At 63.2% G+C, this 10810-nt stretch carries 11 protein-coding genes; 8 read left to right on the top strand and 3 right to left on the bottom strand.

What is annotated here, in order from left to right; genetic code table 11:
- The coding region (locus BM004_RS13825) for a Fe-Mn family superoxide dismutase (RefSeq protein ID WP_305727953.1) at window positions 1-99 on the top strand (99 nt) is incomplete at its 5' end.
- Window positions 100-182: 83 nt separating this feature from the next.
- Here the strand turns inward: BM004_RS13825 and BM004_RS13820 are convergent.
- From BM004_RS13820 to BM004_RS13810, 3 genes are all read right to left on the bottom strand, one after another.
- Window positions 183-641: a DUF192 domain-containing protein gene (locus tag BM004_RS13820; protein WP_093121309.1), complete on the bottom strand. Its 459-nt coding sequence runs from the start codon at window positions 639-641 to the stop codon at window positions 183-185.
- 98 nt (window positions 642-739) lie between these two features.
- Entirely contained in the window at window positions 740-937 is a 198-nt protein-coding gene (locus tag BM004_RS13815) for a hypothetical protein (protein WP_093121311.1), read from the bottom strand.
- Window positions 938-1089: 152 nt separating this feature from the next.
- On the bottom strand, window positions 1090-1413 hold the full coding sequence (locus tag BM004_RS13810) for a nuclear transport factor 2 family protein (protein WP_093121312.1): 324 nt from the start codon (window positions 1411-1413) through the stop codon (window positions 1090-1092).
- A 219-nt stretch (window positions 1414-1632) separates the two neighbouring features.
- On the opposite strand from BM004_RS13810, the gene icd reads away from it, so the two are divergent.
- The 7 genes from icd (at window position 1633) to tssK (ending at window position 10802) form a co-directional block, all read left to right on the top strand.
- Window positions 1633-2892 (top strand): NADP-dependent isocitrate dehydrogenase, encoded by a 1260-nt coding sequence (icd, locus tag BM004_RS13805; RefSeq protein WP_093214042.1) that lies wholly within the window; start codon window positions 1633-1635, stop codon window positions 2890-2892.
- A 369-nt stretch (window positions 2893-3261) separates the two neighbouring features.
- The gene (tssH, locus tag BM004_RS13800) at window positions 3262-5964 is read left to right on the top strand and encodes a type VI secretion system ATPase TssH (RefSeq protein WP_093214041.1); all 2703 of its coding nucleotides are present in this window, start codon (window positions 3262-3264) and stop codon (window positions 5962-5964) included.
- A gap of 73 nt (window positions 5965-6037) precedes the next feature.
- The gene (tssB, locus tag BM004_RS13795) at window positions 6038-6580 is read left to right on the top strand and encodes a type VI secretion system contractile sheath small subunit (RefSeq protein ID WP_093214038.1); all 543 of its coding nucleotides are present in this window, start codon (window positions 6038-6040) and stop codon (window positions 6578-6580) included.
- A 20-nt stretch (window positions 6581-6600) separates the two neighbouring features.
- Complete coding sequence (tssC, locus tag BM004_RS13790) at window positions 6601-8103, top strand: type VI secretion system contractile sheath large subunit (protein WP_093214036.1); 1503 nt, start codon at window positions 6601-6603, stop codon at window positions 8101-8103.
- Window positions 8104-8244: 141 nt separating this feature from the next.
- Window positions 8245-8730 (top strand): Hcp family type VI secretion system effector, encoded by a 486-nt coding sequence (locus BM004_RS13785; protein ID WP_093121407.1) that lies wholly within the window; start codon window positions 8245-8247, stop codon window positions 8728-8730.
- Between the two features lie 128 nt (window positions 8731-8858).
- Window positions 8859-9407, top strand: a complete 549-nt coding sequence (tssJ, locus tag BM004_RS13780; protein ID WP_093214033.1) for a type VI secretion system lipoprotein TssJ — start codon at window positions 8859-8861, stop codon at window positions 9405-9407.
- A 39-nt stretch (window positions 9408-9446) separates the two neighbouring features.
- Window positions 9447-10802, top strand: a complete 1356-nt coding sequence (tssK, locus tag BM004_RS13775) for a type VI secretion system baseplate subunit TssK (RefSeq protein WP_093214031.1) — start codon at window positions 9447-9449, stop codon at window positions 10800-10802.
- Window positions 10803-10810: the final 8 nt, after the last annotated feature.

The following is a 10810-nucleotide window of genomic DNA, read 5'->3' as shown; positions in this document are numbered from 1 at the left end:
GCGTACTACATCGACTACCGCAACCTGCGCCCGAAGTTCGTCGAGACCTTCCTGGCCAAGCTGGCCAACTGGGACTTCGCCGCCAAGAACTTCGGTTGATTCCGAGCGTTCCCCAGTAAAAAAGCCGACCCCAGGGTCGGCTTTTTCGTGGGCTGCAGCCGGGAGCTGGCCGGCGGATGCTCTCAGCGTTTGGCGGCTGCGAACAACTCGCCGCCGAGCTTGGCACCCTTCTTGATGTTCTTCTTGGCGAACCAGCCCTGGTTCATTTCGAGCACGTAGCGCACCGGCTCCAGCGAGCAATGCGAGTTCTCGGTCATCGGCTGCATGTCGACCAGGTTGACGATGCGGCCGTCGTCGGCCACGAAGGCGGCGGTGAGCGGCAGGATCGTGTTGCGCATCCAGAAGCATTGCGTGGCAGGCTGCTCGAACACGAAGATCATGCCTTCGGCCTGCGGCATTTCCTTGCGGAACATCAGGCCGATTTCGCGTTGCTGGGGTGTTTGCGCAATCTGCGCGTCGATCTTGTACAGGCCGACCGAAAGCTGCGTGCGTGGCAGGTCGGTCTGTGGTTGCTGCTGGGCATGCGCCGACATCATGAAGGACGCGGACACGAGGAGCAGGGCGGCGAGACGCTTGAACATCGGACAACTCTTTCAGGGCGGGATCGGGGCCCGGCCTAAATCAAAAAATGCCAATAAAAATGCCCGCTGATGCGGGCATTGCCGGTGAGCTTGAAAGCTTACACCTTCTTGGCGGTGGCCGTGTGGGCCTTGGCCATGTGGCGAACCTTGTGCTTCTTGGCAGCAACGTGCTTCTTGGCGGAAGCGTGCTTGGCAACCTTCGGGGCTGCGGGAGCGGCCGTGGTGGGTTCGGCTTGTTGAGCGAAAGCACCGGCAGCGAAGAGGCCGGCGACCAGGGCTGCGAGCAGCTTGTTCATGAAGAAATCCTTTGAAATTCGTTGATCTGGATTGCCCTTCCTGCGGAAGGTAGACATTCAACGGGCCCTGCGCGTCGCGGTTGACAGCCATCTGACGAGGGAAGACGAAAAAAAAGCGCTCCGATGGAGCGCTTTTTTCGAGGCCTGCCGAATTACTTCGGGGTGGCGCCTTGGGTCGACTTGCGCTTGATGCTGCCGTCCTTGTTGCGACGACGCTGGTCGCGGGTTTCAGCGCGCTTCTCGCCGGAGGCCGCAGCCTTGTCGGCACCAATGGCGCCGCCTTCGGGCGTCTTGGCTTCGTCACCACCGGCAGCCTTGACTTGGCCAGCGGGCTTGGCAGCCTTCTTGGTTTCAGCACGTTGCTGCGACTTGCTGTTCGTGGCGTTACCTTGTTCGGGCGTCGTGCCAGCCGGGTTTTGGGCGTAGGCGCCAGCGGCGAACAGGCCAGCGATCATGACTGCGAGAATTTTGCTCATTGATGATTCCTCTATCGAGAATTGGTTGGAAACGCCTCCCGGCGAGCAGAAGGTCTGCCACTAACGAGCCCATTGGCCCGTCGGTTGACAAACGCTTGCTGTGGGGTTGCGTCTAAAATGTACAGCGATTTGTTCACTGGCTGTACAGCGAATCCGCGCCGTGTCTGAATTCGCTGACAGTCGTCAAAATTAAGCCGATCCCCGGAGCCATACCCCCTCATGTCCAGTTATCAGCACATCAAAGTCCCGACCGAAGGTCAGAAGATCACGGTCAACGCCGACAACTCGCTGAATGTGCCTGACGAACCGGTCATTCCCTTCATCGAAGGCGACGGCACCGGTCTGGACATCACTCCCGTCATGCTGAAGGTGGTCGATGCCGCAGTGGCAAAGGCCTACGGCGGCAAGAAGAAGATCCACTGGATGGAGGTCTACGCCGGCGAGAAGTCGACCAAGGTCTACGGCCCCGACGTCTGGCTTCCCGAGGAAACGCTGCACGCCGTGCGCGACTACGTCATCTCCATCAAGGGCCCGCTCACCACGCCCGTCGGCGGCGGCATCCGCTCGCTGAACGTCGCGTTGCGCCAGGAGCTCGACCTGTACGTCTGCCTGCGTCCGATCCGGTATTTCCAGGGCGTGCCCAGCCCGGTGCGCGAGCCGCACAAGACCAACATGGTGATCTTCCGCGAGAACTCGGAAGACATCTACGCCGGTATCGAATTCGAAGCCGAGAGCGACAAGGCCAAGAAGCTGATCAAGTTCCTCCAGGACGAAATGGGCGTCAAGAAGATCCGCTTCCCCGACACCTCGGGCATCGGCGTCAAGCCCGTGTCGATCGAAGGCACCGAGCGTCTGGTGCGCAAGGCATTTCAATATGCCATCGACAACGACAAGTCCAGCGTCACCCTGGTGCACAAGGGCAACATCATGAAGTTCACCGAAGGTGGCTTCCGTGACTGGGGCTACAACCTGGCCGCCAAGGAGTTCGGCGCCGAGCTGATCGACGGCGGCCCCTGGATGAAGTTCAAGAATCCGAAGTCGGGCAAGGAAATCACCGTCAAAGACAGCATCGCCGACGCCTTCCTGCAGCAGATTCTGCTGCGCCCGGCCGAGTACAGCGTGATTGCCACGCTCAACCTCAACGGCGACTATGTGTCCGACGCGTTGGCCGCGCAGGTTGGCGGCATCGGCATCGCCCCAGGTGCGAACCTGAGCGATACCGTCGCCATGTTCGAAGCCACCCACGGCACGGCCCCCAAGTACGCCGGCAAGGATTACGTGAACCCCGGTTCCGAAATTCTCTCTGCTGAAATGATGCTGCGCCACATGGGCTGGAAGGAAGCGGCCGACCTCATCATCAGCTCGATGGAAAAGTCGATCGCCAGCAAGAAGGTCACCTATGACTTCGCGCGCCTGATGGATGGCGCCACGCAAGTGAGTTGCTCGGGCTTCGGGCAAGTCATGATCGACAACATGTAATTGCTTTCGCCTTTGCTGGTGTCCAAAGACACCAAGCCCCCGAGCCCTTGAACTTCCTGGAAGGAATTCAAGGGCTTTTTATTTGCCCAGAGATTTGCTCTGGCGAGAAAGAACTAATACTTTAGAGATATGCCGAGCTGCCCAAAATAGACAAACTGCACAGATCAATGGCCTGCTTTTACCAGGTAACTATTGGCTGAAATTGTGCTTGGCGTGCCCCAGGGGAAGCCGTCCAGAATCGCGCCCATTCCAGAAAGCATGGGAGGGCAAAGTGAACAAGAAGCAGGCGAAAAGAAGTGAAGTGGCCTCGGGCTCGGCTTGCAAGCCCATCGGGTCGGCAGCGTCGCTCCACGTGCGCGGATTCGCCCGATGACGATCGCGCGCCGGGCCTTGTTCGGCAAGCTCAACCTCACGCTGTTTCGCGGCATCGAGTCCGCGACCGCCTTCGCCCGGCTTCGAGGCAACCCGCATGTCGAGCTGACGCACTGGATCCATCAACTCTGGCAGCTCAACGACAGTGACCTGCATCGCATCTGCCGTCACTACAAGATCGATGCGCAGGCGGTGGAGAGGGACATGGCGTACGCGTTGTCGGCGCTGCCCGCAGGTGCAACATCGCTGTCCGACTTTTCGCACCACATCGAGACCGCCATCGAACGCGCCTGGGTGTTGGCCAGCCTCGAATTCGGCGACCGCTGTATCCGCGGCGCGTGGTTGATCGCCGCGCTGTTGCAGACGCCGGAGTTGCGTCGCACGCTGCTTGGCATCTCTGCGGCGTTTCAACGCATTCCCGTCGACGGCTTGGTCGAGGCGGCGACCGGCATCGTCGCTGGCTCCCTTGAAGATGGAGAAGGTCCCCACGACGGTTCAGGCCTCCCGTTCGCAGTGCCGGGCGAAGCGAGCGGAGCCCTCCCGGGCTCACCGGATGGCAAGTCGGCACTGGCGCGTTACTGCACCGACCTGACCGAGCGCGCTCGGGCCGGACAGGTTGACCCAGTCATCGGTCGTGTGCATGAAATCCGCACGATGGTCGACATCCTCTTGCGTCGTCGACAGAACAACCCGCTGTTGACCGGTGAGGCTGGCGTAGGGAAGACCGCGGTGGTGGAAGGATTGGCCCTGGCTATCGCCGGCGGCGAAGTGCCTCCCGCGCTGCGCGATGCGCGTCTCCTGAGCCTCGACGTCGGTACGCTGCTGGCTGGTGCAAGCATGCGGGGTGAATTCGAGTCGCGCTTGAAGTCGTTGCTCGACGAAGCGGGCAAGTCTGTGCAGCCGGTGATCCTCTTCATCGACGAGGTCCACACCCTGATCGGCGCCGGTGGCCAGGCCGGTACCGGCGATGCGGCCAACCTGCTCAAGCCGGCGCTGGCACGCGGCACGCTGCGCACGGTGGGCGCCACCACCTGGAGCGAGTACAAGCGCCACATCGAGAAGGACCCCGCGCTGACCCGGCGCTTCCAGACGCTGCAGGTGGCCGAGCCCGAAGAGGCTGCCGCCATCGAGATGGTGCGCGGACTCGTCGCCACCTTTGCCGCTCACCACGGTGTCACGGTCCTCGACGAGGCCGTGCGTGCGGCGGTCACGCTCTCACATCGCTACATCCCCGCACGGCAACTGCCGGACAAGGCGATCAGCCTGCTCGACACCGCATGCGCGCGCGTGGCGATGTCGCTGCACACGCCGCCAGCGGTGGTCGAACGGTTGCGCGCGCAGATCGCGGCCCTGCGAATCGAACTCGACTTGTTGGCACGGGAGCGTCTGGTGGCGCAAGGCAGTGAGGCCCGCTCGAGCGTTGTCGATGCTGCCAAGGCCAAGCTGTCGGCGGCCGTCGACGAACTGGTCTTGCAGGAGGCGAGATGGCACGACGAGCTGGCCTCGGTTCAGGAGATTCATGCATTGCGAAGGGGTGAGGGAGGCCGCGAAGAAGAGGCGGGCTGCGCCGGGAGCAAGCCGCTCCCGGCGCAGCTGATCGCCCTCGAGCACGAGCTGCTCTCGCGCCAACAAGATGCTTCGTTGGTATTTGCACAAGTCGACGAGTCCGTGGTTGCCGCCATCGTGGCCGACTGGACCGGCATTCCCGTCGGCCGCATGGTCAAGGACGAAGTGGCGGCAGTCTTCGGTCTTCAGGGCCGGCTCGATCAGCGAGTGATCGGCCAGGGCCATGCACTTGCCGCCATTGCAGAGCGCGTACAGATCGCGCGCACCCGGCTTTCCGATCCGAACAAGCCGGTGGGCGTGTTCCTGCTCGCAGGCCCCTCCGGCGTGGGAAAGACAGAAACGGCGCTCGCCCTCGCGGAAGCCATGTACGGCGGAGAGCAGAACCTCATCACCATCAACATGAGCGAGTTCCAGGAGCCGCACACCGTGTCGACCCTGAAGGGGTCGCCGCCGGGCTATGTCGGGTTCGGTGAAGGCGGCGTCTTGACCGAGGCCGTGCGGCGCAGGCCGTACAGCGTGATCCTTCTCGACGAGGTCGAGAAAGCGCACCCTGACGTACACGAGATCTTCTATCAAGTGTTCGACAAGGGCTGGATGGAAGACGGCGAGGGGCGGCACATCGATTTCAGGAACACCACGATCCTGCTGACGAGCAACACCGGCGCCGAGCGCATTGCGAGTCTCTGCGAAGGTGTCTCGCCGTTGCCTGGCGTCGAGCTCTTGCGCGACGAGCTGCAGCCGATCTTGCGCACCGTTTTTCCGGCCGCCTTCCTGGGGCGTCTGTCGGTCGTGCCCTATCTGCCTCTGGGCGCCGAGGCGTTGGGCGACATCGTCTCGCTGCACCTGGAGCGCGTCGTCGATCGCATGAACGAGCAGCACGGTATCGAGCTCGTGTACACGCCCGCGGTCGTGCATGAAGTCATCGAGCGCTGCGGCACCCATGAAACCGGCGCCCGCCGGCTGATCGGCTTCATCGAGCAGAAGCTGCTGCCACTTCTTTCCAGGGAGTGGCTCGACGCGCTGCATCGGCGGCGAACCATCGTCCGGATGTCCGTCGACATCGAAGCTCGCCATGGCCCTGGCCACGATTTGCAAGGAGGGGGCGCCATCGTCTGCCACACCGAGTACGCCTGATTTTCCGGTGCGTCGCGCTCGGTCCAGCGCCCGCGTCCATTTCTCGTTCCGTCTTTTTCAGCAGGGAGTTTTCATGGCCAACAACAACAGCAGTCAGAAGTTCATCGCCCGCAACCGGGCACCGCGCGTGCAGATCGAGTACGACGTGGAAATCTACGGTTCCGAGAAGAAGATCGAGCTGCCCTTCGTCATGGGGGTGCTGGCCGATCTTTCCGGCAAGCCTGTCGAAGCGCTGCCGCCGGTCACAGAGCGCAAGTTCCTGGAGATCGACATCGACAATTTCGACGAACGCATGAAGGCCATCCAGCCTCGCGTGGCGTTCGCGGTGCCCAACACGCTCACAGGTGAAGGCCAGCTCATGGTCGACATCACCTTCGAGAGCATCGAAGACTTCTCGCCGGCTGCCGTGGCGCGCAAGGTCGAGCCGCTCAGCCGGTTGCTCGAGGCACGCACCCAACTCGCCAATCTCCAGACCTACATGGACGGCAAGGCGGGCGCCGAAGGTCTCGTCAACAAGCTTTTGCAGGATCCGGCGCTCATGAAGTCGCTGGCGCAGGCGCCCAAGCCTCGTGCACCGGCGAGCAACGACGAGTCGACTGCCGAATCGGCGTCCTGAACTTCACGGACGGAAACCCCATGAGCATCACCATCGAACCCGTGCGCCACGCACCCGAGACGGCGCAGTACGCCGACCCTTCCGATTTCGCGTCCTTGCTCGACCGCGAGTTCAAGCCCAAGACCGAAGAGGCACGCGACGCCGTCGAGGCCGCCGTGCGCACGTTGGCCGAACAGGCGCTCGTCAACACGGCGACGATGACGGACGACGCGTACAGCAGCATCGAAGCCATCATTGCCGAGATCGATCGCAAGCTGTCCGAGCAGATCAACCTCGTGCTGCACAAGGACGACTTCCAGAAGGTCGAGTCGGCCTGGCGCGGCATGCATCACCTGGTCTACAACACCGAGACAGACGAGAAGCTCAAGATCCGTTTCATGGACGTGTCGAAAGACGAAGTCCGCCGCACGTTGCGCCGCCACAAGGGCATCGCGTGGGACCAGAGTCCCATCTTCAAGCGCATCTACGAGGAGGAATACGGCCAGCTCGGCGGCGAGCCCTACGGCTGCCTCGTGGCCGACTACTACTTCGACCACACGCCGCCCGACGTCGAGTTGCTCGGTGCCCTCGCGCGCATTTCCGCGGCGTCGCATGCGCCCTTCATCGCGGGCTCTGCCCCGTCGCTGCTGGGCATGGAATCGTGGCAGGAGCTGGCGAATCCCCGTGACCTCGCCAAGATCACCTCGAACCTCGAACACGCGCCCTGGAACTCCCTGCGCAACACGGAAGATTCGCGCTATGTCGGCCTCGCGATGCCGCGCTTTCTCTCGCGCTTGCCCTACGGTGCGAAGACCAATCCGGTCGACGAGTTCGACTTTGAGGAAGAAACCGAAGGCGCCGACCATCGCAACTACGTGTGGAGCAACGCGGCCTATGCCATGGCCGTCAACATCAACCGCAGCTTCAAGCTCTATGGCTGGTGCACCATGATCCGCGGCGTGGAGTCGGGCGGCACCGTCGAGAACCTGCCTTGCCATACCTTTCCCACGGACGACGGCGGCTTCGACATGAAGTGCCCGACCGAAATCGCCATCTCCGACCGCCGCGAAGCCGAGCTTGCCAAGGCCGGGCTGATCCCGCTGGTGCACCGCAAGAACACCGACCACGCTGCTTTCATCGGCGCGCAGTCGGTACAGAAGCCGCAGGAGTACATGGACCCCGACGCAACGGCCAATGCCAACCTGTCGGCCCGGCTGCCTTACCTGTTTGCCAGCACGCGTTTCGCGCATTACCTCAAGTGCATCGTGCGCGACAAGATCGGCTCGTTCAAGGAGCGCGAGGACATGCAGCGCTGGCTCAACGAATGGATCATGCATTACGTCGATGCCGATCCCGCCAACTCGTCGCAGGAGACCAAGGCCCGCAGGCCGCTCGCGGCAGCGGAGGTCGTGGTCGAAGACGTCGAGGGCAACCCCGGCTACTACAGCGCCAAGTTCTTCCTGCGGCCGCACTTCCAGCTCGAAGGCCTGACCGTCTCGCTGCGGCTCGTGGCCAAGCTGCCGTCGCTCAAGGAAGCGGCCTGATCGCGCAGCCAGATCGCGTTGCGGCCAAGCGTTCGATGAAGTGGCGCACAGACGCCGCCCTCCAAACAGTTCAGGGCGCCGCCAAGAGCGCTTGAACCTCCGTCACTGTCACATCACACATCACAAGCTCAGGGAGTTTTCATGGCGCAAGACATTTTTCTGAAGATCAACGGCATCGAAGGCGAGTCGCAGGACGCCGACCACAAGAACGAGATCGAGGTGCTGGCCTTCAACTGGAAGGCCTTCCAGGAGTCCACCATGCACGCCGGCTCTGGCGGTGGCGCCGGCAAGGCCACCGTGGAAGACCTGGAATTCGACCACTACGTGGACCGGTCGAGCCCGAATCTCATGAAGTACTGCCTGACCGGCAAGCATGTGCAGGAAGCGAAGCTCACCGTTCGCAAGGCCGGCGGCAATCCGCTCGAGTACCTCAAGTTCACGTTCAGCGACGTGATCATCACCGCCATCCAGCCCTTCGGTTCGAACGCCGACGAGATGCGCGTCAAGGAGCGCGTACGCCTCTCGTTCTCGAAGATCAAGCAGGAATACGCCGTGCAGAACGCGCAGGGCGGCAGCGGCGGTGCCGTGACCGCCGGCTACGACATCAAGGGCAACAAAGAGTCCTGAGCCGCTCGCTCGGTCCCTGGCTCTTTCCAGGGGTTTCCGGCTTCGGGGCACGCGGTGTGTCTTGACCTATCGCGCGCTCCGAAGCCGGGTTTTTCGGCGAACAGCCTCGACTCCTTCATCTGTCCACCATGGTCCTCAATGTGTCCGGCCTCTGCTGGCTTCTCGTCGCACGCCTGTTCGTGGCCACCGTGCCCATGGCAGCCGTGCTGGGCGTCGCATCGCCCGCGCACGCGCAGTTCTCCTATCCCCGGGAACAGACCAGGCTGGAGATCACCCTCGCGGCGGATGCCGGCGTCAATCCGGACGACAAGGGCAGGGCGTCGCCGATCCTCGTGCGCGTGTACGAACTGAAGTCCGAAGGCACCTTCGAGCAGGCCGACTACTTCTCGCTCAATGCCAACGACAAGGCCGTGATCGCGGCGGACCTGCTCGTCCGCGACGAATTCATCCTGCGTCCCGGTGATGCCAAGACCCTCAAGCGCAAGTCGCATCCCGACATCGGCGCCATTGGCGTCATCGCAGGCTATCGCGACCTGGCGCAAGCCGATTGGCGCGCGGTGCTGAAGATCGATCCCGCGCCCGAGACGGCCTGGTACCGATCGGTCGTGCCGGCCAACAAGGTCCGGCTGCAGGTCGACCTGCAGCCCAAGGGCATCCAGCTCACCCCCATCCGATGAGCCCGCCTGGCTCGCAGCACAACATCAACGATCGATCTCATGAGCTGGTACAACAAAGTCGCCTGGAGCGAGGGGCTCTTCCTGCGTCCGCAGCTGTTTCAACAGCAGGAGCGCTACCTCGAGCACATGGCGCACAAGCGGGCTGCGTCGCTGGGTCCCTTCTACTGGGGGTTCACGCACTACGGCATCGATGCGGAGTCGCTGTCGCTCGGCAAGCTCGTGCTTGGCAGCGCGGCCGGCATCTTCTCCGACGGCACGCCGTTCGACGCGCCGGGCCAGACCCCGCCACCTGCGCCGCTCACCATCCTGCCCGAGCATCTCGAGCAGATCATCTATCTCGCCGTGCCCATTCGCACGCCGAACGGCGAGGAAACCTCCTTCGACGACCCGGCCATGTCCACGGCATCGTTGGCGCGGTTCTCGGTGTTCGACACCGAACTGCGGGACGCCAACTCCGTCGGCCAGGGGCCCAAGACAGTGCAGCTCTCGCGGCTGCGTGTGCGGCTGCTGCCGCAACGCGAGTTGACCGACGCATGGATCGGCCTGCCGCTCGCCAAGGTCACGGTCCTGCGCTCAGACGGCAGCATCGCGATCGATCCGAACCTCATTCCGCCCGTCGCCGGCTACGGCGCGAGCCCGTTGTTGGCGGACTGGCTCACGAACCTCCATGGCCTGTGCCGGCTGCGGGCACAGTCGCTGGCAGCCCGGCTCAGCGGCAATGACGGCAAGTCGAGTGAAGCGGCGGAGGTGTCCGACTTCCTGCTGCTCCAGATACTCAACCGCTACGAACCGTTGTTCGAGCATTGGCTGCGGGTGCGCGAGACCTCGCCCGAATCCATCTACACCGCGCTGCGGACCCTGAGCGGAGAGCTTGCCACCTTCGTGCGCGCAAGCACGCGCCGCCCCCGGGCGCATCCGGCCTACCAGCACATCGACCCTTACCTGTCCTTCAGGGAACTGATGGGTGACGTCCAGGCCTTGCTCAACGACGTGCTGGTGCGCAGCGCGCAGAGCATTCCGCTGGCCGACCGCGCCAACGGCGTTCACGTCGCGAGCGTCGACCCGTCGGAGCTGCAGGGCTTCTCGAGCCTGGTGTTCGCGGTGGCGGCGCACACACCGCCCGACCAATTGGCCAGCCAGTTTCCGGCGTGCTGCAAGGTCGGCCCCAGTGACCGCCTCGCCGAACTCATCCGCTCGCACCTGCCGGGCATCCCGCTGCAGGCACTGCCGGTGCCGCCTCGACAAATCCCGTTTAACGCGGGCTTCGTCTATTTTCAGATCGACCCGCGAGGCCCGCTGTGGGAGCACATGGCCAGGCATGGCGGCCTGGCGCTTCACGTGGCGGGAGAGTTTCCGGGCTTGCGCCTGGAGCTCTGGGGCGTTCGAGAGAAGTGACACGCCGG

The organism is Variovorax sp. OK212, assembly GCF_900112425.1.
Lineage (GTDB): Bacteria > Pseudomonadota > Gammaproteobacteria > Burkholderiales > Burkholderiaceae_C > Variovorax.
Note: the sequence above shows the minus strand (reverse complement) of the source record. Positions and strands in the feature narration are given on the sequence as shown.

Coding starts and splice junctions, on each gene's coding strand:
- BM004_RS13820 (WP_093121309.1), bottom strand. CDS start 641: ATGTTCAAGCGTCTCGCCGCCCTGCTCCTCGTGTCCGCGTCCTTCATG.
- BM004_RS13815 (WP_093121311.1), bottom strand. CDS start 937: ATGAACAAGCTGCTCGCAGCCCTGGTCGCCGGCCTCTTCGCTGCCGGT.
- BM004_RS13810 (WP_093121312.1), bottom strand. CDS start 1,413: ATGAGCAAAATTCTCGCAGTCATGATCGCTGGCCTGTTCGCCGCTGGC.
- icd (WP_093214042.1), top strand. CDS start 1,633: ATGTCCAGTTATCAGCACATCAAAGTCCCGACCGAAGGTCAGAAGATC.
- tssH (WP_093214041.1), top strand. CDS start 3,262: ATGACGATCGCGCGCCGGGCCTTGTTCGGCAAGCTCAACCTCACGCTG.
- tssB (WP_093214038.1), top strand. CDS start 6,038: ATGGCCAACAACAACAGCAGTCAGAAGTTCATCGCCCGCAACCGGGCA.
- tssC (WP_093214036.1), top strand. CDS start 6,601: ATGAGCATCACCATCGAACCCGTGCGCCACGCACCCGAGACGGCGCAG.
- BM004_RS13785 (WP_093121407.1), top strand. CDS start 8,245: ATGGCGCAAGACATTTTTCTGAAGATCAACGGCATCGAAGGCGAGTCG.
- tssJ (WP_093214033.1), top strand. CDS start 8,859: ATGGTCCTCAATGTGTCCGGCCTCTGCTGGCTTCTCGTCGCACGCCTG.
- tssK (WP_093214031.1), top strand. CDS start 9,447: ATGAGCTGGTACAACAAAGTCGCCTGGAGCGAGGGGCTCTTCCTGCGT.